Annotated in this window: 23 protein-coding genes; 15 read left to right on the plus strand and 8 right to left on the minus strand. The window is 50.6% G+C overall.

The features are described from left to right. Positions 1-162 precede the first annotated feature (162 nt). The 6 genes from JNUCC31_RS17260 (at position 163) to JNUCC31_RS17285 (ending at position 7,411) form a co-directional block, all read left to right on the plus strand. Positions 163-1,218 (plus strand): lactonase family protein, encoded by a 1,056-nt coding sequence (locus JNUCC31_RS17260; protein WP_192273090.1) that lies wholly within the window; start codon positions 163-165, stop codon positions 1,216-1,218. A 262-nt stretch (positions 1,219-1,480) separates the two neighbouring features. After that, complete coding sequence (locus tag JNUCC31_RS17265; protein WP_192262790.1) at positions 1,481-3,355, plus strand: rhamnogalacturonan lyase; 1,875 nt, start codon at positions 1,481-1,483, stop codon at positions 3,353-3,355. Between the two features lie 470 nt (positions 3,356-3,825). Then, a complete protein-coding gene (locus JNUCC31_RS17270; RefSeq protein ID WP_192262792.1) occupies positions 3,826-4,905 on the plus strand; it encodes a sulfate ABC transporter substrate-binding protein in 1,080 nt (359 codons plus the stop codon). Between the two features lie 85 nt (positions 4,906-4,990). Continuing rightward, positions 4,991-5,827, plus strand: a complete 837-nt coding sequence (gene cysT, locus JNUCC31_RS17275) for a sulfate ABC transporter permease subunit CysT (RefSeq protein ID WP_192262794.1) — start codon at positions 4,991-4,993, stop codon at positions 5,825-5,827. Positions 5,828-6,059: 232 nt separating this feature from the next. After that, a complete protein-coding gene (gene cysW / locus JNUCC31_RS17280) occupies positions 6,060-6,935 on the plus strand; it encodes a sulfate ABC transporter permease subunit CysW (protein ID WP_192262796.1) in 876 nt (291 codons plus the stop codon). Between the two features lie 236 nt (positions 6,936-7,171). Continuing rightward, positions 7,172-7,411 carry a YezD family protein gene (locus tag JNUCC31_RS17285; RefSeq protein WP_192262798.1) on the plus strand — a complete coding sequence of 80 codons (240 nt, stop codon included), beginning with the start codon at positions 7,172-7,174 and terminating at the stop codon, positions 7,409-7,411. A gap of 190 nt (positions 7,412-7,601) precedes the next feature. Here JNUCC31_RS17285 and JNUCC31_RS17290 read toward each other — a convergent pair whose 3' ends face one another. After that, positions 7,602-8,519 carry a hypothetical protein gene (locus JNUCC31_RS17290; protein WP_192262800.1) on the minus strand — a complete coding sequence of 306 codons (918 nt, stop codon included), beginning with the start codon at positions 8,517-8,519 and terminating at the stop codon, positions 7,602-7,604. 214 nt (positions 8,520-8,733) lie between these two features. On the opposite strand from JNUCC31_RS17290, the gene JNUCC31_RS17295 reads away from it, so the two are divergent. The 4 genes from JNUCC31_RS17295 (at position 8,734) to JNUCC31_RS17310 (ending at position 12,188) form a co-directional block, all read left to right on the plus strand. Further along, entirely contained in the window at positions 8,734-9,159 is a 426-nt protein-coding gene (locus JNUCC31_RS17295) for a GNAT family N-acetyltransferase (RefSeq protein WP_192262801.1), read from the plus strand. Between the two features lie 250 nt (positions 9,160-9,409). Further along, positions 9,410-10,042 (plus strand): NAD(P)-dependent oxidoreductase, encoded by a 633-nt coding sequence (locus JNUCC31_RS17300; RefSeq protein ID WP_192262802.1) that lies wholly within the window; start codon positions 9,410-9,412, stop codon positions 10,040-10,042. A 159-nt stretch (positions 10,043-10,201) separates the two neighbouring features. After that, entirely contained in the window at positions 10,202-11,875 is a 1,674-nt protein-coding gene (locus JNUCC31_RS17305; protein ID WP_192262803.1) for an NAD(P)H-hydrate dehydratase, read from the plus strand. Between the two features lie 175 nt (positions 11,876-12,050). Then, entirely contained in the window at positions 12,051-12,188 is a 138-nt protein-coding gene (locus JNUCC31_RS17310; protein WP_192262804.1) for a hypothetical protein, read from the plus strand. A gap of 417 nt (positions 12,189-12,605) precedes the next feature. Here JNUCC31_RS17310 and JNUCC31_RS17315 read toward each other — a convergent pair whose 3' ends face one another. After that, entirely contained in the window at positions 12,606-14,216 is a 1,611-nt protein-coding gene (locus JNUCC31_RS17315) for a gamma-glutamyltransferase family protein (RefSeq protein WP_192262805.1), read from the minus strand. A gap of 236 nt (positions 14,217-14,452) precedes the next feature. Then, positions 14,453-15,352, minus strand: coding sequence for a glucose 1-dehydrogenase (locus JNUCC31_RS17320; RefSeq protein ID WP_192262806.1), 900 nt, complete (start codon positions 15,350-15,352; stop codon positions 14,453-14,455). Positions 15,353-15,520: 168 nt separating this feature from the next. Here JNUCC31_RS17320 and fosB point away from each other — a divergent pair, with 168 nt between their 5' ends. Together fosB and JNUCC31_RS17330 are read left to right on the plus strand one after the other, a co-directional pair. Next, positions 15,521-15,940 carry a metallothiol transferase FosB gene (gene fosB, locus JNUCC31_RS17325; protein WP_192262807.1) on the plus strand — a complete coding sequence of 140 codons (420 nt, stop codon included), beginning with the start codon at positions 15,521-15,523 and terminating at the stop codon, positions 15,938-15,940. A 133-nt stretch (positions 15,941-16,073) separates the two neighbouring features. Next, on the plus strand, positions 16,074-16,271 hold the full coding sequence (locus JNUCC31_RS17330) for a hypothetical protein (RefSeq protein WP_192262809.1): 198 nt from the start codon (positions 16,074-16,076) through the stop codon (positions 16,269-16,271). 130 nt (positions 16,272-16,401) lie between these two features. Here JNUCC31_RS17330 and JNUCC31_RS17335 read toward each other — a convergent pair whose 3' ends face one another. Both JNUCC31_RS17335 and JNUCC31_RS33835 read right to left on the minus strand, forming a co-directional pair. Next, positions 16,402-16,686 (minus strand): hypothetical protein, encoded by a 285-nt coding sequence (locus tag JNUCC31_RS17335; protein ID WP_192262811.1) that lies wholly within the window; start codon positions 16,684-16,686, stop codon positions 16,402-16,404. A gap of 37 nt (positions 16,687-16,723) precedes the next feature. Further along, positions 16,724-16,849 (minus strand): hypothetical protein, encoded by a 126-nt coding sequence (locus tag JNUCC31_RS33835; RefSeq protein ID WP_267132476.1) that lies wholly within the window; start codon positions 16,847-16,849, stop codon positions 16,724-16,726. Here JNUCC31_RS33835 and JNUCC31_RS17340 point away from each other — a divergent pair. The 3 genes from JNUCC31_RS17340 (at position 16,841) to JNUCC31_RS17350 (ending at position 19,569) form a co-directional block, all read left to right on the plus strand. Beyond that, positions 16,841-17,197 (plus strand): 3-oxoacyl-[acyl-carrier-protein] synthase III C-terminal domain-containing protein, encoded by a 357-nt coding sequence (locus JNUCC31_RS17340; protein ID WP_228469054.1) that lies wholly within the window; start codon positions 16,841-16,843, stop codon positions 17,195-17,197. The genes JNUCC31_RS33835 and JNUCC31_RS17340 overlap by 9 nt on opposite strands. After that, a complete protein-coding gene (locus tag JNUCC31_RS17345; protein ID WP_192262815.1) occupies positions 17,194-17,637 on the plus strand; it encodes a 4'-phosphopantetheinyl transferase superfamily protein in 444 nt (147 codons plus the stop codon). Before JNUCC31_RS17340 ends, JNUCC31_RS17345 begins: the two co-directional genes overlap by 4 nt. A gap of 120 nt (positions 17,638-17,757) precedes the next feature. Continuing rightward, on the plus strand, positions 17,758-19,569 hold the full coding sequence (locus JNUCC31_RS17350) for a S9 family peptidase (RefSeq protein WP_192262817.1): 1,812 nt from the start codon (positions 17,758-17,760) through the stop codon (positions 19,567-19,569). 118 nt (positions 19,570-19,687) lie between these two features. Here the strand turns inward: JNUCC31_RS17350 and JNUCC31_RS17355 are convergent, their stop codons facing one another. The 3 genes from JNUCC31_RS17355 to JNUCC31_RS17365 form a co-directional block, all read right to left on the minus strand. Beyond that, positions 19,688-20,722 carry a phosphotransferase family protein gene (locus JNUCC31_RS17355; RefSeq protein ID WP_192262819.1) on the minus strand — a complete coding sequence of 345 codons (1,035 nt, stop codon included), beginning with the start codon at positions 20,720-20,722 and terminating at the stop codon, positions 19,688-19,690. An 18-nt stretch (positions 20,723-20,740) separates the two neighbouring features. Continuing rightward, positions 20,741-21,715: an SMI1/KNR4 family protein gene (locus tag JNUCC31_RS17360; RefSeq protein WP_192262821.1), complete on the minus strand. Its 975-nt coding sequence runs from the start codon at positions 21,713-21,715 to the stop codon at positions 20,741-20,743. Between the two features lie 198 nt (positions 21,716-21,913). Next, positions 21,914-22,945, minus strand: coding sequence for a ribonucleotide-diphosphate reductase subunit beta (locus tag JNUCC31_RS17365; RefSeq protein WP_062322688.1), 1,032 nt, complete (start codon positions 22,943-22,945; stop codon positions 21,914-21,916). Positions 22,946-23,028 lie beyond the last annotated feature (83 nt).

Below are 23,028 nucleotides of genomic sequence, written 5' to 3' on the forward strand. Positions count from 1 at the left end.
TTATGGTGAGGGAGGATAGGGGAGTCAATGGTCTATCTGCAAGCGCTCACAGGATATGCATATCCATAAGAATGGAGGGCGACCAATGAAGCAGAAGTCTGTGAATTGGGTAAGTACATAACAATGGAATCCATATTTGAATGAATAGGGGGAGAATAGTTGATGGAACCAATCGCAACGAATGAAACATTTTTCTATACAGGTACGTATGCATCAGCGGATCAACCCGGAATTTTTCTATGTGCATTGAATACGGATACAGGTGAGATGCGGATTGTGAATCATACGGATGGTGTGGATAATCCATCCTATCTGGCACTGTGCCCGGACGGGAGCAGCCTGTATGTGGTGAGTGAAACGGATGAGGGAGAAGTGCTAGTCTATCGCCGGGATGCGGCAACGAGTGAACTTCATCTGATGGATCGCAAATTGACGAAAGGTGCTTCACCTTGTTATGTATCTGTTACGGAGGATGGCAAGTGGGTTCTTGCGTCAAACTACAGCAGTGGTAGTGTGAATGTATTTCCGATCAGAGATCAGGGGACGCTTGGAGAGATGAGTGTGCTGGTTAAACATACGGGAAGAGGGTTGAACGATGATCGTCAGGAAGGGCCACACGCACACTCCATTCAGCCAGATCCTTCCGGGCAGTATGCCGTTGTCTGTGATCTTGGATTGGACCAGATCATTGTGTATCGGTTGGAAGAGGGGCGTCTCGTTACTCATCGGGAGATGAATCAGCCTCCTGGCTCAGGGCCGAGACATCTGGTCTTCCACCCGAACTCACAATGGGCATATGTGATCAACGAGTTGAGCAACACCGTTACAGCATTCATGTATGATGAGCGTAGAGGTGAATTCAATACATTGCAGCATATATCCACTCTGCCTGAAGGATATAATGGAGAGAGCACGGCAGCCGATATTCGTGTATCCACGTGTGGTCGTTTCCTCTATGCTTCCAATCGTGGAGATGACAGCATTGTGCTGTATCACATTGATCAGGAATCCGGTGAATTGGAAGCGGTCGAGTGGACTTCGACGATTGGTCAGACCCCGCGCAACTTCAACCTGCTGCCAGGTGGCATTCTGCTGGTAGCCAATCAGGACAGCAACAATCTGGTCGGTTTTCAGATGAATGGAGAAGACGGCCGTCTGACGCATAACGGGTTCAAACTGGAGTTGTCCCGCCCGGTCTGTATTGCTCCGGTTGTTTAACATTGCTTGGTGTAAAGTGCAATAACGTCAAGATTAGCTGTGGAAATCCTGTCTGTATGACAGGGCTTCCACAGTTTTTTTTGTGTCCGTAGAAATTTGATTTTAGAAATGTGCTATGAATATCGCTTCTAGAAATTTACTAATTTAGACCTATAGATGGAATTATATGTTTAATTTAAAATGAATATATTAAAGCGCTTACATAAAGATTGCGTTACGAGGGTATTGGGCTTACCAATTCGATTGGGGGAGGCAATGGTTTATGGGAAATCGATCGTTATGGATGCGTACGTTGCGAACGGCTGGAGTATCCTTGCTGAGTTCGGCGTTACTGGTTACTTCGCTCGGCCTTGGAGGAACTGCGGTCACGCATGCTGCGGGTGCACGTCAGATGGAATTGCTGGATCGTGGCGTTGTTGCAGTGAAGACAGGTACGGGTGTATTTGTCAGTTGGCGGCTTCTGGGCACGGAAGGGTCGAATGTGTCGTATAATGTCTACCGGGATGGAACCAAGGTAAACGCATCGCCCATAACGAACAGCACCAACCTCCAGGATGCAAGCGGGACAAGCAGTTCCAAATATACGGTTCGAGCCGTAGTCAGTGGAACCGAGCAGGCTGCTTCGGCGGCGGTCAGCGTATGGGGCAATAATTATTTGTCCGTACCTCTCAGTGTGCCAGCAGGGGGTACAACACCGGATGGTGTAGCCTACACGTACAGTGCCAATGATGCGAGTGCAGGGGATCTGGACGGTGACGGTGAGTATGAATTGATCGTGAAGTGGGACCCGTCCAACTCCAAGGATAACTCCCAAAGCGGCTATACAGGCGAAGTATTTATAGATGCCTATAAATTGAATGGAACGCGCCTGTGGCGTATCAGTCTGGGCAAAAACATTCGTGCGGGGGCTCATTACACCCAGTTTATGGTGTACGATCTGAACGGAGACGGCAAGGCCGAAGTGGCGATGAAAACGGCAGATGGGACCAGGGATGGTACGGGTGTGGTCATCGGCGATGTCAGCAAGGATTACCGGAATTCAAGCGGATATGTCCTGTCGGGACCGGAGTTCCTTACGATCTTCAATGGGCAGACCGGTAAAGCACTTTCCACAGTGAACTATGAACCAGCGCGTGGCAATGTGTCTGATTGGGGAGACAACTACGGCAACCGGGTGGATCGATTCCTTGCAGCGATTGCGTATTTGGATGGGGAGCGGCCAAGTCTGGTCATGGCACGCGGTTATTACACTCGGACTGTGCTGGTGGCGTACAATTGGAGAGATGGACAACTAACTAAGCAGTGGACGTTTGACTCCAACGCGTCAGGTAATTCAGGATACGCAGGACAGGGCAACCATAATCTGAGCGTTGCAGACGTGGATGGCGATGGCAAAGACGAAATCGTTTACGGAGCGATGGCGGTGGATGACAATGGTAAAGGTCTGTATACGACAGGACTGAAGCATGGAGACGCCATGCATCTGAGTGATCTGGACCCGGATCGTGCAGGTCTTGAAGTATTCCAGGTCCATGAGACACCTTCCAATGCCGGGGTGGAGTTCCGGGATGCGCGTACAGGTCAGTTAATCTGGGGCATACCTACGACGAAAGATATTGGACGTAGCATGGCAGCCGATATCGATCCACGTTATAAGGGTGCCGAAGTATGGGCGGATGGTGGTTTGTATACAGCCAAAGGACAGAAAATCGGGACAACCTTACCTTCTTCCACGAATTTTGGCATCTGGTGGGACGGTGATTTGCTCCGCGAACTGCTGGACAGCAACCGGATTGATAAATGGGATTACGCCAATAGCAAAACCGTTAATCTGCTGACCGCTTCTGGTGTCTCTTCCAGTAATGGAACGAAATCCACACCGAATCTGCAGGCTGACCTGTTCGGAGATTGGAGAGAAGAAGTGGTATGGCGGACCAATGATAGTTCAGCGCTGCGTATCTACACAACAACAGCGATTACGGATAAACGTATCTATACCCTGATGCACGATCCGGTATACCGTCTTGGCGTAGCCTGGCAAAATGTAGCCTATAACCAACCGCCGCACACCGGTTTTTATTTGGGAGATGGCATGAGTACACCTCCTGTACCCAATATCCGGTATGCAGGCAAATAAGCATAAGCATACAGGCAGGCGATCCCAATGAAGGCTTTGCAACGAATAAGAGTTGTTTAACGCAGGGGAACAATGGACTCGGGTCCGTTGTTCTTCTTTTTCACCCCTTGAACAGAAAATCGGCAGAAATCGGAAAAAACGTTTGACAGCCATATGTACTGCCCTTATGATACGTATATAACTTACTAAACAGGTAGGAATAATAAAAATGACGTTGCTTTACATTGCAAAGCAGTCATTGACAGTCACATTAGAAAAGCAACGTGAACAGAATAACGTTCTCACCGTATAGACGGAGGAACACCGCAGCACATCATTCTGGATGAAGCATACACGGCCTTTGGACCGGCATGACTTTATGAGGGAGAAGTGCGCGGGAGTTCCTCCGTTTTTTGTTTTTTTTCGGTGCGTTCCATGCTGTTCAGCCTGTTGAAGGAGTCTTGCAGAACCATTCGGGGGGAGTGTTATCTATGAAAAAGAAAATTCATAAGGGTATTCTGGTTGGTCTGGCATTGGTGTTAACAGGGGTACTGGCGGCATGCGGATCGGAAGGCGGTGGATCGAATGCAGCAGGAACACCGGAGGGAGCGGAAGGCGGCAAAGAAGGGGCAAAAGCGATCGAGCTGCTGAATGTATCCTATGATCCGACACGTGAACTCTATGAGCAATATAACAAGGCGTTTGCGGCGTATTGGCTGAAAGAGAAGGGCCAGGAAGTGACGATTAAGCAGTCTCATGGCGGTTCAGGTAAACAGAGTCGTTCCGTGATTGATGGTCTGGACGCGGATGTGGTTACGCTGGCTCTAGGATATGACATCGATGCCATTGAGGATAAAGGTTTGATCAATGCGGGTTGGCAGGACAAATACGAGCATAACAGCTCCCCTTATACATCCACGATTGTATTTTTGGTACGCAAAGGCAATCCGAAAGGCATTAAGGATTGGGATGATCTCATCAAGGGAGATACACAGGTTATTACACCGAATCCCAAGACGTCCGGCGGAGCACGCTGGAACTATCTGGCGGCATGGGGATATGCGCTCAAACATAACAACAATGATGAAGAGAAGGCCAAAGCATTTGTTGCAGAATTGTTCAAACATGCGCCTGTTCTTGACTCTGGAGCGCGTGGAGCGACGACGACGTTTGTAGAGCGCGGTATTGGTGATGTACTGCTTGCATGGGAGAATGAGGCTTTCTTATCGGTTAAAGAGCTGGGTCCGGACAAATTCGATATTGTTGTGCCTTCCGTCAGCATTCTGGCTGAACCACCTGTAGCGATCGTGGATAAAAATGCAGACAAAAAAGGAAGTCGTGAAGTGGCGGACGCCTATCTGAAATATTTGTACAGCGAAGAGGGGCAGACCATTGCTGCCGAGAACTATTACCGTCCAACCCTGGACAGCGTGAAGGAAAAGTTCAAGGACCAGTTCCCGCAGCTTGAGCTATTTACATTGAACGATGTGTTTGGCACATGGCGGGATACGCAAGCCAAGCACTTTAATGACGGCGGTATCTTTGACCAGATTTATGTTCCGGGCAGCTAATGCGATTTCTGACATCAATGATGTTGCGTAACCATGTAAGCGGCCAACCAGTCCTACCGACTGAAGGCAGAGAGGATGAACGTGCATGAGCAAGGTGATGGCGGCCCGGAGTCGCACGCTGCCGGGATTCGGATTAACGATGGGTTACAGTGTGCTCTACCTGAGCCTTGTTGTACTTATTCCATTGGCAGCGCTCTTGTTTAATTCCACAGGACTGACCTGGTCCACGATGATTGAGGTGGCGACGAATCCCCGGGTACTGGCTTCCTTTCAGGTGAGCTTTCTAACTGCAGGCGCAGCGGCTCTGATCGATTTGGTCCTCGGGCTGCTCCTGGCTTGGGTACTGGTCCGGTATGACTTCCCCGGAAAACGGCTGTTTGATGCCGTTATTGATTTGCCTTTTGCCTTGCCGACGGCTGTGGCGGGGGTTGCCTTAACGGCATTGTATGCCGGAAATGGCTGGATCGGACAGTTGGTGGAACCTCTGGGCATTAAGCTGGCATATTCACAGGCAGGCATTACTCTTGCGCTGATGTTTATCGGAATTCCGTTTGTGGTGCGTACGGTACAGCCGGTATTGCAGGAACTGGAGGCTGAGGTGGAGGAAGCTGCGGCTACGCTTGGAGCGGGAAGATGGCGGATATTCCGGAAGATCCTGCTTCCCGATCTGATCCCGCCGCTGCTGACAGGTTTTGCGTTAGCTTTTGCCCGAGGCATAGGCGAATATGGCTCAGTGGTATTTATCTCAGGCAATATGCCGATGAAAACGGAGATTGCGCCCCTGCTAATCATGGCGAAGCTGGAGCAGTTCGATTATGCGGGAGCTACGGCGGTAGCCTTGCTGCTGCTGCTGGTCTCTTTTGTCCTATTGCTGATCATTAATTCATTGCAGCGCTGGAGCCGAAAGGCAGGCAGAGCTTAACGCATATAAATAAGCCAACCTATATAAGTTGAACTTAACCTTTACACGATAACGGAGAGGACAGAAAAATCTGGAGAAGCGGAGCGTTTGCCTTTATCCCCGGATTTCCCCTTTTTAGGATTGGTTCAAGAAAAATCGGGGGATAACAGCAATCGGAAGATGCTCTGACCGCGCAGTGGCTTAGTGTAAAATCATTTGTTCAACTTATATAAACCAAAAGGAGGTACAGAATATGGCGGGTTCCGTTCCATTAACGCCTGCTTCCCGTGTGCGAACCGGGCCGAGTCCAAACCGTGCAACCACGGAAGGGCCATGGGTTAAATGGCTGTTGATCGGATTGGCAAGTCTGGTGCTGCTCTGGCTGCTCATCTTGCCGCTGGTGATCGTGCTAATGGAGGCGTTAAAGCAGGGCTGGGGTGTCTACATCGCCGCGCTTACCGAACCGGACGCCATGTCAGCCCTGAAACTTACGCTGTTGGTTGCCGGGATCACCGTGCCTCTGAATACGATATTCGGTGTGGCGGCCGCGTGGGTTATTACCAAGTTTCAGTTCAGGGGCAAAGGGCTTATGATCACCCTGATTGATCTTCCGTTTTCGATCTCGCCTGTCGTGGGCGGGTTGATCTTTGTCCTGGTCTTTGGTTCGAATGGATGGTTTGGACCGTGGCTGGCCCACCATGATATCAAAATTATTTTTGCGCTGCCAGGCATTGTGCTGGCTACATTATTCATTACGTTTCCCTTCGTCGCCAGAGAGCTGATTCCGCTGATGGAGGATCAGGGCACGAGGGAAGAAGAAGCGGCCGTTACGCTTGGGGCCTCCGGCTGGCGGATCTTCTGGAACGTGACGCTGCCCAACATCAAGTGGGGACTGCTGTACGGCATTATTCTGTGTAATGCGCGGGCGATGGGCGAGTTCGGAGCCGTGTCTGTTGTGTCGGGGCATATTCGCGGAGAAACCAACACGCTGCCGCTGCATGTCGAGATTTTGTATAACGAGTACCAGTTCTCGGCATCATTTGCCGTCGCTTCCCTGTTGTTGATCCTGGCTTTGGCTACGTTGCTGCTCAAGAGCTGGCTGGGGCATAAAACGATTCCTGAAAAGTGAAGAGAAGGGGCCCGATGCTCCTTAATCCTTGCCGGATGCCTTAGCCTGGGTGACAGTATGGCATAAAAATAAATTTTGCCTCATAATCATAAAAATTCGGATTGACAGCTACTGGAAGCCCTGCTAATGTATAAACCAAGTATATAGGTTGGATAAGAATGAATTATAAAGTCGGTTGGATGACAGCACACGAGTTGAATATCGCGGGCAGCAGCCCGAGAAGAGGAGGCGGCTCTATGGCTAAGCCGTTAAAAGTGGATGAGGTATGGATGGATCGCATTGCCGGACAGCTGAATGACATGGAGTTTGGCTCCCTGCACATCGTTGTACACGAAGGTCAGATTGTACAGATGGAGCGGACCGAACGCAAGCGATTTGAAAATGCGCCCTCCGGCAGCGCCTCCAAATCCGGCAGCACTGCACGAAGCAATACACCCCGTTCGTTGCGCGGATCAAATGCGAGCGCGAAGGGATAGGCTTAAGGTGATCCACGATTGAACCTGTTATCATATGTTTGGACCTTTTCTATAATGGAAATCGAAGTATGCAAAATGCTGAAAGAAGTGAAAATCATAAAAAGAGAAGCCGACGATTTCGCGGGCTTCTCTTTTTTTTGATATTGAATTAACTTGAGAATGCACATATCAGGCAAACCAGTTAAAAGGTTCACTTTTCGGAAATGGCTCCGGGTGTGCGTGGTTTATGGAGATTCAGCTCCAGGTTCAGGTTCTCATTGGCATATGTGTCTGTACTCATATTCAATCCATCATCGGAATCGGTGTGTCCCACATAGGGACGATCACTGCGAGAAGGACTTCCTGTCAGGCCGAAACCGGAGATGAACAGAATGAGTTGCAATCCGAGCGCATAGGGAGCAGCAACGAGTCCAATCAGATGCAAAAGGCCGCACAGTGCAATCAGCAAGGATAGCGCCTTGGTAACTGTACCTGCTGTATCCTGTCTTGGGCTCGCCCAGAGCAGATAGCCATAAATTATGGTAATCATCAGGGAAACGAAGCGTATCCAGGGCAAGGCTGCCTGCCAGGAATCGATGGAAACTTCGAGAAGACGCTGACGGAATATCAGATCGATTGTGAGAACCGACACCGCGAACAGCGCAGCGGGTTCAGCAACAGGCCGGATGATTTTCCAAACGGCTTTTCCCCAATGATCAGCCTGTGTATCCCGGCTAAGTTCTTCGGATAATGCTGTACTCTCACGTTCCAAAGCCCTGTGCATCAGTGCGAGTCTGGCCGGATCATGATCCCGAACACAGTCACGGATCTGATCCTGGAGCTGGGAGGATAGGCAGGCTGCTGCCTTACAGGCCAGCATGGCGGTTAACCATTCATTATGTTCATGTTCCGAAAATTTAAATTTCCGATTTTCGATGTCGGCAAGTTGTCCCAGAAGAGCTGTACTTATGTATAAAGTATCTCGTATTCTCCGCATTCGCCGGTCACGGCTGCGGCGAACTTCAGTGGCAGACCATATGTATATGCCAAGAAGCACAGCCATTACTCCGAACAGCACAGCATCAGATCCTGGTCGTGATGTGGCATCATCTATCCAGCGTTGAAGCACATGTGTTCCTCCTTTGCATGAACTTGGTGTATCATAAAATACGAATCAGTTCAGCTTCTCTCAACTATTACACAGGAAGTACATGAATTCAAGCAGGAACAGTAGGAATTTACTGTCATAAGTAGGGTTAAGGGGCCTAAGCAAAGAAATATAATCTCCATGGGATTTTCTATTTTTGCATGTAATCCTATTTTAATAGGAAGGGGTATGATTTATGGACCGAATCAACGTTGAACACACACCGCCCTCAGCAGCAGAGTACCTTGCGTTACGGAAGATCGCAGGTCTCAGTGCGATGAGCAAGGAGGGGGCGGAGATCGGGCTGCCGAATAGTCTTTTTGCTGTATGTCTGCGTGAAGAAAATGAAATTGTAGGCATGGGCCGGGTCATCGGAGACGGTGGTTGTTTCTTTCAGGTTGTAGATATTGCTGTACACCCGGAATACCAGGGCAAGGGCTATGGCAAACTGATCATGAGCGAGATCATGAATTATTTGCGTGAACGGGTACCTGCTCGCGGTTTGGTCAGTCTGCTGGCAGATGTCCCTGCGGATCGTTTGTATGCTCAATTTGGCTTTGCCTACACCCGTCCGAAATCGGAAGGCATGTGGTGGAGACAAGGGGAAGATGGACCGGAATAAAACAGCGGGCTGTAGAAGAAGCGAGGTATGATGAAGAAACTCCATCTCAATATGAGGTCATTGTTGTTGAGCTGCATCATGGGGCGTTTTCCTATGAATTAAGGGCAAGAGATGTTTTTTTACGATGGTTTACAAGTGAGTACACACGGTTTAAGATGGCGTGAGCCGTTTAAGGTATATAACAATGGGATTAAGTATTAAAATAACGGTAAATTGACAAGATGATATCTACTGAAAAGAGGGATTTAATATGAAAGTTGCCATTTTTGGAGCAACCGGAGCGATTGGGAAGACGATACTGTGGGAATTGATGGACCGTGGACATGAGGTGACGGCAATTGTTCGTGAGCCTTCGAAGGTTGAGATGGAACATGAGCGTTTACGTGTGGTGCAAGGGGATTTGCTTAACCCGGACCAGATTGCCGACTTTACAGCCGGTCAGGAGGCCGTTGTAAGCGCCTATGGACCACAGTTTGGCCAGGAGGAAGAGATGCTTGAAGTCACGCGATCTCTGATTGAGGGGGTACGGCGAGGCAAGGCGGGACGTTTGGTTGTCGTTGGCGGAGCGGGAAGCCTAATCACGGATTCTGGGGACATGCTGATGGATACACCAGGATTCCCGGAGGAAGTCAAGCCACTGGCGAAGGCTCATGCAGACGCGTATGACCTCATTGAGAAATCGGATATACACTGGACCTACATGAGCCCTGCGGCTACGATCACAACGGGAAGACGGACAGGCATCTTCCGGGTGGGCATGAATCGTGTGATCACCGATGACCTTGGTGAGAGTTCGATTTCCGTTGGCGATTTTGCAGCGGCGTTAGTGGATGAACTGGATGATCCGCAATTTATTCAATCCCGGTTTACGGTGGGGTACTAAGCACGTTATGCAGACTGAATGGTAAGATGGAGAACCTTGGCTGGTTTTATGGAAGGTGAGTGCGGAGTTCAAGTCTGGAGATGTGAAAGTGCGGCAAGTAAGATTAACTAAGGTTGGGTGAAGTTGTAAAAAGGGTTGTCACCGGGGAGGGATGGACTGTTGTTTATCGTAACCGCTGAACAGATGAGAGCTGTGGATGAGCATACCATTCATCAGCTTGGCATTCCTGCGGCCAGTCTGATGGAGAATGCAGGCAGGGCTATTGCCGAGGAAGTTATCGGGCTGTGCAGGGAAGATGGCACGAGGCGTGGAATGGAGCGAGGAGCGCGGTGTGAAAAGACGGCATCGAATTCCATGGCTCGCACCGGGCCCGGGGATCGGCAAGGTCATGGTGGCGACATCATCGCCGATCCGGCGCTCGTGATGGAGCAACCCGGCGATCAGCAGTGGTACATGCTGATCGGCAAGGGTAATAATGGCGGCGACGGGCTGGTTGCCGCGCGCCATTTGGTTGAAGCGGGGCTCGGCGTGACTTTGGTTTACGCCGATGCGCCCGAGTCACTGCGGGGAGAAGCCGCAGTGCAGCGGGATGCCGCCGCGCAGCTCGGCATCCCTGCTCTGGTCCACGGGCGCGAAGCCGTGGACTTCAGCCGGTGCACAGGCATCGTGGATGCGCTGCTGGGCACCGGCTCGCGGGGGGCGCCGCGCGGAGTTTACGCGGCGCTGATTGAGGCGGCGAACGACAGCGGCAAGCCGGTCGTGTCCGCCGATGTGCCAAGCGGGCTGAATGCCGACACCGGGGAGGTATATGAGCCCTGCATTCAAGCCCGGGTGACCGTATGTCTCGCGCTGCTCAAGCGCGGGCTGGTGCAGTACCCGGGTGCTTCCGCTGCAGGGCGCATCGTAGTGCGCTCCATCGGCATTCCCGCGCGGCTTGCGCCGGAGCATGGCCCCTCGGTCCGTCTGCTGACGGAAGAGGTGCTGCGCAGTGCCCTGCGCGTGGACACGGGCCGCCTCCGGGCACCGGACGGCCATAAAGGCACCTACGGCCATGTGCTGCTGGCCGCAGGCAGTCTGCCGATGAGCGGCGCGGGCTTGCTCTCGGCCAAGGCCGCGCTGCGCGCTGGCTGCGGGCTCGCCACATGGGCGCTGCCCGCGGCACTGCTGCCGCATGTCATCGGCACCGTGCCCGAGCTCATGCTCGCTGCCGCCGCGGATGGCGACAGCGGCGAGTGGAACGCGGCTTCCGCAGACGCTGTGCTGCGTCTCGCGGAAAGCCGCGACGTGCTTGCGACCGGCCCGGGCCTTGGCCGCTTCAAAGGCGACACAGACTGGCTGCGCCGTCTGTGGCAGCACACGGATCGCCCGCTCGTTATCGACGCGGACGCCCTCAACATGCTTGCAGACGCCGGCCCACAGGGGCCTCGCGACTGGGGCAAACGCAGTGCGGCGACCATCCTGACGCCGCACCCCGGAGAGATGGGTCGACTGCTGGGCATGCCGACCCCGGAAGTGCAGCGTGACCGAATCGGACACGCTGCACGGTACGCCCGCGAGCAGGGCGTGACCCTTGTGCTCAAGGGAGCACGAACGGTCATCGCAACGCCTTCCGGCGAGGCGTACATTAACACCACCGGGCATGCCGGCATGGCTACCGGCGGTGCCGGAGACGTATTGACCGGTATTATCGCCGGTCTGCTTGCCCAAGGGTTCAGCGCGGAGCAAGCCGCTGCCTTTGGTGTGTATCTGCATGGGCAGGCTGCCGAGCGAGCAGCATTGCTCCGCGGTGATCCGGCCTCTCTGCTCGCTGGGGACATCATCGACGCGCTGTGATGCTGGTTTGTGATTAGCCATTAGACATACAATGAATAAGGCACCTCGCACCCAAATATAAGAAAAGAAAACCTACGTTTCCCTCATGTAAAAGGAACGTAGGTTTTCTTTGGATATACCATTAAATCTAACTAGCGCACGGCTCCATTTTGTTCATATGTAACTGTTGGTGAATATGAGTAACCGTGATCTAAGTGATGAGCTGAAGGAACATCTTGCAAGTGGTTATATGGTTGGTCCACTGGAAATGCCGGATGCAGTACTTCAGGATCACTTACCATTGCAACAAACCTATCAGGACTTAATTTTCTGAGCAGCAATAAAAAAAGATAAGATACCAAGTTTGAGACAGGGAGTATAAGTGTTGACGCGTGAGGTGAGCATTTCCCTATATGTATATCGGCCAGAAACAGAGTGGGTATTATGGTGCTGGATGAAAATTTACGGAAAACGAATATAATCTCATGAATTGTACATTCTGTTTACAAATCTCAGCCATATGAATGTGGAAAAACTGAAACTGGTGGTTTGCAGATGTACAAAGACTGAAAAAAGGCAAAGAGGAGATGGGATGAATCATCTCCTCTTTGCCTATGGAATGGATCAGTTGCGTACATATTTTACATCATGTGTATGTCCTGCTGTTGATGTTAATCGTCCAATCGAAATGTATAAGAAAACGCTGTGGTAGCGATTAGCGATATACACTGGCTCCAGGGTTCCCTGTGGGTCACCATGCGGCTACCGAGCCATCAGCCCGGCTTTCCGTGCCGCCGCACAATACACCGCTGTCCGGGTTGCGCCAGATGATCTGGCCCCGTCCAAACATCGACGGGTCGAGAGCGACCTGTATGTCATGCCCTTTGCGGGCAAGTGCCTGTGCAATATGCTGAGGGAATCCGGGCTCAACCAGGATCGTTTTGCCTTTGGTCCACTGCCAGCGCGGAGAATCAAGCGCAGCCTGTGGATTGAGGTGAAAGTCCACCGTATTCATGACGACCTGCACATGACCCTGGGGCTGCATGAAACCGCCCATGACGCCGAATGGTCCGACCGCTTCATCACCCCGTGTGAGGAAGCCTGGAATGATCGTATGATATGTCCGTTTGCCCGGCTCCAGTGCGTTGGCGTGATCGGGATCAAGCGAGAAATTATGTCCCCGGTTTTGCAGGGCAATGCCTGTGCCTGGCACAACCAGCCCGGAGCCGAAGCCCATATAATTGCTCTGGATGAAGGAAACCATGTTGCCCTCACCATCTGCCGTTGCGAGATACACCGTTCCGCTTGCTCTTGGGTCGCCCGCTTCAGGTAGAAGTGCCCTATCGCCAATGAGCTTGCGTCGTTCGTCTGCATACGCTTCGGACAATAATTCCTGCACCGTTACGCCCATCTTGCGTTCCTCGGTAATGTATTTCTCCCCATCGGCAAACGCCAGCTTCATGGCTTCCAGCTGCCTGTGGTATGCCAGAACGGATTCCTTTTCTTCAAAATCAAAACCCTTCAACACATTGAGCGCTGCGAGAGCAATCAGTCCCTGACCGTTCGGCGGGATCTCCCACACGTCATAGCCACGATAGGAGACCGAGATCGGATCAACCCATTCAGGCTGGAATGCAGCCAGATCTTCCTTGGTCAGGTAACCTCCGTGCTCTGCCATAAAAGAGTGGATACGCTCCGCGAGTTCGCCTTCATAGAAGTCTCGCGCATCGCTCTCGCCAATTCGGCGCAGTGTAGCCGCATGATCCAGCGAACGCCACATCTCGCCCGCGGCGGGAACACGCCCGCCTGGGGCAAACGTCTCAAACCAAGCACGCCCGGCTTCCGCATCGCCTTGGCTTGGATAGATATCAGCTGCCCGTGCCCATTGGCGGGCCAGCCTTGGCGCAAGCGGGTAACCTTCTTCCGCATAGCGGACAGCCGGTTCCAGCGCTTCCGCCAGCGTGAGCCGCCCGAATCGGCGGCTCAGCTCAGCCCAACCGGCCGGTGCGCCAGGCACCGTCACCGGGATGACCCCAAGCTTCGGCATCTCCGAATGGCCTGCCGCCTTGAGCGCCTCAATCGATATACTTTGAGGCGCAGGCCCGCTCGCATTCAGGCCATGCAGCTTGCCCTCGGTCCAGACGAGGGCAAAGGCATCGCCCCCAATGCCGTTGGACGTTGGCTCCAGCACGGTCAGTGCCGCCGCCGTTGCGATGGCCGCATCAATGGCATTGCCGCCTTTTTTTAATATATCCAGTCCGGCTTGTGCAGCCAAAGGCTGTGAAGTGGCGACCATGCCTTGCTTGGCATAGACGGGCACACGGTAAGACGGATACGGTTGGTAGAGTGGATCGTAGTTCATCAGGTTGCTCAGCTCCTTGTCGCAAGACGTCAGGTTCCGGATTGACCGGTTCGATTTACGAAAGTACTCCTAAACCTCTTCGGAACAAGACCGCCGTTCTCCTGCTGACCGTACGAAATCCAACCTGACATGCCCGATCACACCGAAGTGTACGCCGCGCCGCATCCATGTCCTTGTGAGTTTCCTTGAATGGAGAAATGGTGCAAAAAAACCACTATCAATGTGACCCATTGGGATTAGGTTGTTACCATATCGCCGCCATTGACATGAATGCACTCACCGGTGACGTAGGAAGAGTCGCGGGATGCGAGATAGACGTAGGCAGCCGCTAGTTCATAAGGCTGGCCTGCCCGGCCCATCGGCGTCTCTGTACCGAACACCTGCACATCTTCGGCCGAGAAACTGGAAGGAATAAGAGGTGTCCAGATGGGTCCAGGAGCCACGCAATTGACCCGGATTCCTTCGGAGGCAAGCGATTTGGCGAGTACCCGGGTCAAAGAAACCACCGCCCCTTTGGTGGAGGAGTAATCAATCAGCTGCACATCCCCTTTATAGGCCGTAATGGATGCCGTGTTGATGATAGATGCTCCTTTACACAGATGGGGAAGAGCCGCTTGAATAAGAAAGAAATAGGCAAACACATTGGTCTGGAATGTATGGTATAGCTGTTCTTCCGTAATATCGACTATGCTCGGCTGTACGTATTGCACGCCATGATTGTTGACCAGAACGTCGATTTTGCCGAAGGTTTCCATCGTCGTGCGAATGACTGCCTCACAGTTTTTCTTCAAACGCAGATCAATCTCGATCAACAGACACCGTTGTCCCAGCTCTTCAATGCGATCACGTGTCCTCTCGGCGTCGGTCCGTTCATATAGATAAGCGATGGCGATATCTGCACCTTCTTTGGCAAAAGCAATGGCTGCCGCTCTGCCGATTCCGCTGTCACCACCGGTAATAATGGCCACCTTGCCCTCCAGCTTGCAGCTGCCGATATAGGCCGGATCTTCACTGATCGGTTCAGGTACCATCAAGGTTTCCAGGCCCGGCTGCTGGTCCTGATGCTGGGGTGGGAAAGCCAGCTTTTGTTCCTTGCACACCGTTTTCTCACCGTAAAAAGGATAGACAGGACTCATTTGTAATACATCCTCCTCGCACGTTCGTTCATACGCCTAAACTATGCATTCGCCCAGAAGAAGGTGCGACAGGAGGAAGAAGGGCATTTGTTTTTTGCGCAAAATATACCATAATAAGGATGTAGCTAGGGCAACACGCCATTAAAATATGGAGGTGTCAAGAGCCAAATGAATATTCAGGGGATCAATCATCTCTGCTTTTCGGTATCTAATTTGGAACAATCCATTGCTTTCTACGAGAAGGCTCTCGGTGCCCGCATTCAAGTGAAGGGACGTAAGCTGGCCTACTTCGAGCTTGCAGGTCTCTGGATCGCCTTGAATCAGGAAGATGTGATTCGCAATTATACCGAACGAACCTATACGCATATTGCATTTACCGTAAAAGAGGAAGAATTCGATGAATCTGTCCAGCAATTACGGACAGCCGGGGCAGACATTCTCCCAGGAAGACCACGTGATCCAAAGGATGCGTTGTCCGTTTATTTTACCGATCCAGATGGTCACCTGTTCGAACTGCATACAGGTAACATGAAGCAAAGGATGGATTATTATCGCGAAGAGAAGCCTCACATGACTTTTTATCCATAAAATCGTTGTGTAAATGGAGGTAAATGGTAATTAAAGTATTTAATGTCACTGCGATTATCCGTAAAATAAGTCTCAGGTTCGCCGAGGATAAAGGATAGATCTATTGCCAAATGATACAGAAGGAGAGATGGACGTGGGGAGCAAAGGATCCAAATTACGGGTAATGGCAAGTGGACTCTGCATGGCCACAGTCGTGCTGGTTTCGGTTCTTACAGGGGGGATTCACGTTTCGGGGGAACGCACGGGGCTTGTTGAATTTTCGGATCAACAGAATTACGGATTTCCACCTTCAACTCTACTTGATCTGAATGATCCGGTTCCTCTTAGATGAACATGTTGATTGGATCCTGTGTCGTTTTGAAGCTTAAGCCGTAAATAGGGGCCTCTGTACCAGAGACCCTGGATACCATAAAACCTTTTCGTTTTGTTTCTGCAGTTGTTAGGAGAAGATGATAGTTGCCTTATTTGATAAATGCTTTGTAGTCGTTGTATTCCATTTTACCATTCTGTTTGCTCAGAAGGAGTAATTGGTGGCTGATGTTCGCTTCACGGTCTGCATAGATGCGTTTGAGCAGATCGTGGCTCATTCGAAGAAAGTAATAGCCTTCGTCTGGATTGTCTTTCTCATGAAACACCACGCCAAGAAGACGATATAATTTTGCCCGGAGTATCCCTTCATCTTGCTGATCCAGCAATTGAAGGGCTTCTTTTTCTGCTTTATGATAGAAATCCAGACCTTGGTCCACATTCCCCAGGCGCAGTGATTCTGCCGTAGCTGTTCTGTTAAGCAGAGATGGTCATCAGCATGTCGTTCAGGCGACGCATATTTTTCGGGATACCCGGTTCCATACCGGCTATCACGCAACCGCCGATGAGATTACGGCATTTAACCGATTGTATGTGGATCATATCATTCAAGGCATGGAAGAGCTGCTGTCCATGAAAGGCTTGACTCTTCAGGAAGTGGATCATATTTTCCCCCATAACGTCAACTGGAAGACCTGGAGGGAATTCTCACGGCGAACGGGGATGGGGCAGGAGCGGATATATCTGGATAACATTCAGCGAATCGGGCATACCTTCTCCACGGATCCGTTTATTAATTTGAGCTCGGGATTGGAGCAGGACTGGGTTTGCAGGAAGGGACGCTCCATCATGGTCAGCATCGGGCTGGGCAGCTTTTTCGGTTTTGCATTGGTAGAGCATGGAGGGAATGAAGAACGAGCGAACAGGAGGAGTGACAATGCACGTCATTGAATTCTAGGGAAGGGGAGCGAAACCTGCTGGCCTGCAAGCGGCTGGCGACGGCTGTTACACCCCGTAATACGGAGCTTGGAGTAGACGTTGAGTGGATGCGTCCGTTGCTGCGTCAGCAAGCCATTATTAACCGATTTCTGACTTTGGAAGAGCAAGGTTATGTTCTGGATAGCGCGTGTAAGGGAGAAGAGCATTTCCCCCTGTTATGGGAGATCATCACTCGCAAGGAGGCTTGGATCAAAGCGTGTGGCCAGGCACTGTGTGGACAATGGAGGGCGCTAAATACGGTGGATGAACGTTTCACTAAGCTGGATCTGGTTGAACACGAGGGACGCTTTTATAAGCTTTGCAAACGGGATAACTTAGGATTGGGATATAATGCCACTCTATGTACTGAAGGGAGAACAGAGTCTTCCATCCGATGGATGTCTTTTATTTGAATTTGGACAGGAAATAGCTTACATATCTCTTGTGCAAACAATGGATGTACATATAATATGGACAAGTAGACCCTTAATTTACCACTGTTCAACGGACTACCATGTTGGAGGAGGAATGTCATGATTCAGTTTCCCAAACCGGATGTAGAGCAATATTTCCAGACGTATCGGATATCCCATTTTGCCGTATCGGCCGACGAGAAGCGCATGTATTTTGACAGTAATCTGAATGGTCAGCCTAATATCTGGGCGATGGATTTGCCAGGTGGATATCCGTATCCCTTGACGTATTTAAATCAGAGCAGCCAGTTTATTAAAGCAGACCCACAAGGACGCCATATTCTCACGGCGTTTGATCGGGATGGAGATGAGAATTACCATCTATATGCACTCCAACCGGAAGGTGGCGTTCCATTTCCTGTTGTTCCGGCAGAGCCGAATGATCGATGTTATTATGCCCACTTATCCGAGGATGGACAGCGTTTATATTACATGACCAGTAGGGATAACCCCAACTATCTCAATTCACGCCGGATTAATCTGGAAACGGGGGAGGATGAGCTTCTGCATCAGGGGGAAGAGGTTACAAGCAATCTGGTTGCTGTGAGTTCGGATGAACAAGCCTACGTAATCCTGGATGTATACTCTAATACCTATCAGAAAGCATACGTGTACCGGAACGGTGAGTCAGAATCCATTATTCCGGTCTCCGAGCGGCAGAGTCAGGTCCCGTATGTCCTTTTTGCAGACAATAATCGGCTTCTGATGATTACCAATGATGACGAAGCGTATTCCTATGTAGCTGAATACCGGATGGATAACCGAGAATTCCGCTCATTGTGCAGAATTGAAGGCGAAGACGTAGAGGAAATTCGTTGGCACAAAGCTTCAGAGACGTTATATTTCTGGACGTTTACAGGACCAGAGAATCGGATGTACGCGCTGGATAAAGGCTCCGAACAGCCTCGTCGTGTGGATATGCCGCTGGATACGGTAGATCAAGTGACGGTTACCGAGGCTGGCAACGTGTATATTCTGGGGCGTGGAGCCGTCCAGCCGCATAACATCTATCGGTTGATGGCAGGTAGCGACTCCTGGGAACCTTTGACTGCCAATCGGGTAACGGGGCTTGATCCGAGTGATCTCGTCTACCCGGATGTTATTCGATATAACTCCTACGACGGACTGGAGATCGAAGCGCTTTTTTTCACGGCGAAGCCGGAACAGGCTAATGGCTACACCGTATTTTGGCCGCATGGCGGGCCACAGGCATCAGAAGCGAAGTTTTTCCGACCGATGTTCCAATTATTGCTGGCACAGGGCTATCATATTTTTGCCCCAAACTTCCGGGGAAGCACGGGATATGGAGCTGAATTTGTCAAAATGGTTGAGAGGGATTGGGGTGAGGGTCCCCGCCTGGATTGTGTTGCCGGTATAAACTGGCTGTTTGACGAGGGGATTTCGTCTCCAGAGCGCTTGTTCGTGGTAGGAGGCAGTTATGGTGGATATATGACCCTTCTGCTGGCAGGACGTCATCCGGAGTTATTCCGGGCTGCTGTCGATATTTTTGGGCCGAGCAACCTGTTCACCTTCCTGGAATCGGTGCCGGAAGACTGGAAGCCAATGATGGACAACTGGCTGGGTGATCCGGTCCGGGACCGCGAACGCTTAACGAAGGATTCACCGATTACGTATCTGGATCAGATGGTGAACCCGATGCTGGTCATTCAGGGGGCCAATGATCCCAGGGTCGTGAAGGCGGAATCGGATCAGATTGTGGCCGCGCTGCAGGAGAAAGGGGTAGACGTGGAATACGTTGTTCTGGATGATGAGGGTCACGGTTTCTCCAGAAAAACGAATGAGATTCTCGTTTACCGACGGATGCTGGAGTTTCTACAGAAACATCAGGAAGCTCCCGTTCCGCAATCCTAATACAGATCAACGTCTACCCGTTAGCTCCAGCTTCATTGTGAATTAATGTATAAGAAAAACCGTCAGAATGAGAAGTTCTCATCGCCTGACGGTTTTTTTGGCGAGTGGTTTGATTAGGCTAATCCAGCAGAGCAACAACCGAATCCAGATATTGTTCCGCCCACTGCGCAAATGGCATATCTGAAATCCAGGTCACTCGGCCTGTTGCTTTAACTTCGCCCCACAACAAAATACGTTGATACAGCAGATGTATTCTGAGGCGTGTAGCGAAGTGCTGGCATCGCTCTGCGTCTGTTGCACATACAAGCTCCCGGTAACCGGACAGGAAACGCTTAGCGAGTTCTGGGGAGCCCTCGCTTACATACCTGGCTGTTATTTTGGTGAGATCGGCTGTACCGTCTCCAAAATAGGAAGTAGTAAAATCAAAGAGGCCACTAATTTCCCATTCCGAAGCAAGGCTGTTCTTCTTCTGGATTACAAAGTTTTCAACCTTAAAGTCCCCCATCACAAACCCGGCAACAGCAAAGGCATGAAACGCAGATTCAGCCTGTCTTAATTGCTCGTCCACCCACTGTAGATCTTCATCCGTAATCACAGAGTACTTCGCAGCATCCTGTAGCCAGTGACGGATGGTTCCGTAGAGCCAGTCCTGGTACGTTCCGGCAAAGGGGACAATCCTTCCAACAACTGGGTCGTATTCACCAGCGTCGGGTACTTTCCAGCGGTGTAATTCTGCCAAGGCGTGGGCGAGCATGGTAGCGATATTCTCCTGCTCCTCCTGGGACAGTGAAGCCTTTAAGGACGGATCATGTAGGTGTCTTCCGGGTAATCGGGGCATAATGGCATAGCTCCAGCCCAACGTGTCAGTTTCTTCATCTAGCAGGTATGGATCAGGCACAGGAATGTTGGTGTAAGTCGTCAGCTGTTCTATGAAAAATTTTTCCTCCTGGAGCTGTCCTGGATATAGGGGGTTACCTTTCAGAATATACTCCCCAATGGAGGAACGAACGAGCAGCGTCTGGCCCATCATGCCTTCTTCTGTCCGCTTATAATCGATCAGCGTTCCCAGATTAAAATGATGCAGTGCATCTTGTAATGAAGCAGAGGAAATCTCTCCAAGTGTGTTGGAGCCAAAGTAAATACGGGTTGTCATAAAGCTCCCTCCTAGTGTTTAATCCTCAACTTCTTCGTCAGACAGTTCAATCGTATCCGCATCAACCAGACCGCGTATAAATGCTTCAAAATGAGGTGCAAGATATGTAATCTCATAATCGTCTTCCTGATCCACATGAACGACAGCAGGCTCGCCCTCCGGGCCGCAGAATCGATAGTCCAGCATCACCACATCATGCCCGGCGGAAGGGCAATCACAGATGACAATCCCGAGATCGGGATATCCCCATTCTTCGATCATGAAACGACTTCCAAATTCCCCAGCCAACGTATTGGATTTGTCCCGACCAATTCCAAGGATTCCGGTAATGGCGATATGATCTTCAGCCCATGAAGTTGCTGCTTTGGTTGGAAAAGCGGTGCGTGCAGGAATGCCCCCGTTTTGGGTATTCATTAGCTGAATATAGGAAGCGGGGAGCTTGTACCCCAGCTCTTGTTCAATGGAGATAATTAAATCTTCGTCGAATGGCGGAGATACATAGCTTTCCAGCGCATATTCACTTTGCTCCCAAAATGTTGCAGGTACATATGTACCCGATGCCGCCCTTAGATGATTCAGTGTATCACTCTGTTCTAAAGCCAGTCGTTTCTCTTCATGTTGCTGACGGTCCCGCTGCATCTTTTCGGCTTTTGGGCGTACCCATCCAAGGAATTCGATGGTCGATTCATCATGGGGCGAGAGCTCGTTCGCCATCTCAAAAGCTTGCAGCGCCTGTTCATACCTGGCCATATGATAATAGGCGTAACCCAGGCGGTAGTGCCAGAGCGGATCACTTGCTCCCTGCCCGTTGACGAATAGTAACTGTTGGACAGCTTCACGGTAACGTCCTTCATTGTTATACGCTCTGGAAAGTTGTCCAATTAGCTCATAATCCCGCTGCGATTCAGGGATATGTTGAATGCGTTCGATTATGAGACCGAACTGGTCCTGTTCATGCCACATGTTTAGTTGTTCCAGCAGCTCTTTTTCCATCGCTATGCCTCATTTCAATAAGGGAATGTGAACCTAACCTATTTCCATTATATCTTACAAGCTTGCAGGATGAATGGGTATAGTATCCTATCCAGCTGTATGGAAAAAAACACTCCCCTGTGCTGAAAGCCATCAAGACAGTTCAACAAGGGGAGTGTTGTGTATTTGTTTTATGTTGCGTTCAATTCATCAATTAACTTACAGATCGTCAAATCCGTTATCGTCGCCAACTTTACCATAGTTACGGGATTTAGCTTCGAAGAAGTCTGTTTTGGTTGCATTCAGTGCTTCATCGGAGAATGGTTTGATCCAAGGCATGCAGTTCACATCCACGCCTTCGTATGCTTTTTCCATGCCCATCAGGCGCAAACGTTTGTTGGCGATATACTTGATGTAGTCTTCCAACTCGTTCAGGTCAATGCCGCGTACGTTGCTGAGTGTGTAGTGTGCCCAGTTGGTTTCAAGTTCAACAGCGCGATGGATTGTTTTGTATACATAGTCCATGTTCTCAGGCGTGTTCAGTTCAGGGAAGTCTACCAGCAGCTGTTTGTACACTTCAGCGAAGAAGTAACAGTGTTGGTTTTCATCACGCTGGATATAAGAGATCATCTGACTGGTTGCCATCATTTTCTGGTCACGGGCCAGATTATAGAAGAAGGCAAATGTACTATAGAAGAAGATACCTTCAAGTACCAGATCGGCTACCATGGCTTGGAAGAACGTCTGTGGAGACGGATTATCCCGGAACGTTTGGTAGATGTCGGCGATGAACCGGTTACGGTCAAGCAGCACCGGATCATGCTTCCAGTATTCAAAGATTTCCTTTTGCTCCCGATCAGATACGATGGAAGAAAGGACGTAGGAGTACGATTGGTTGTGTACCACTTCCTGTTGTCCAATGATTGCCGAGATCGCTTCCAGCGAGGAATCGGTGAAATAACGTTTCACGTCACCGACAAACATCGTTTGCATGGAGTCCAGTACAGCGAGCAGGGAGATGTTGACTTTAAATGTGCGCTGTTCTTCCGGGTCCAATTGGGCAAATTGGGAAGCATCCTTGGACATCGGGATTTCATCCGCGATCCAGTGGTTGAGCAGCAGTACTTTGTACAGCTTGTACATATGAGGCATGCGAATATCGTTCCAGTTCAGAATGCCTGAGCATTCACCTTCAATGATACGGGTAGACTGGTTAGGCGCTTCGGTATTGAAAATTTTCTGCAATTGCATAATCCGTTCACTCCTTGAATGAATTTACACTGTATAACTACGATGACAGAACAACTTTTATATTAGGGGCTGTAATGTGGCAT

This window comes from Paenibacillus sp. JNUCC-31, from assembly GCF_014844075.1.
Lineage (GTDB): Bacteria > Bacillota > Bacilli > Paenibacillales > Paenibacillaceae > Paenibacillus.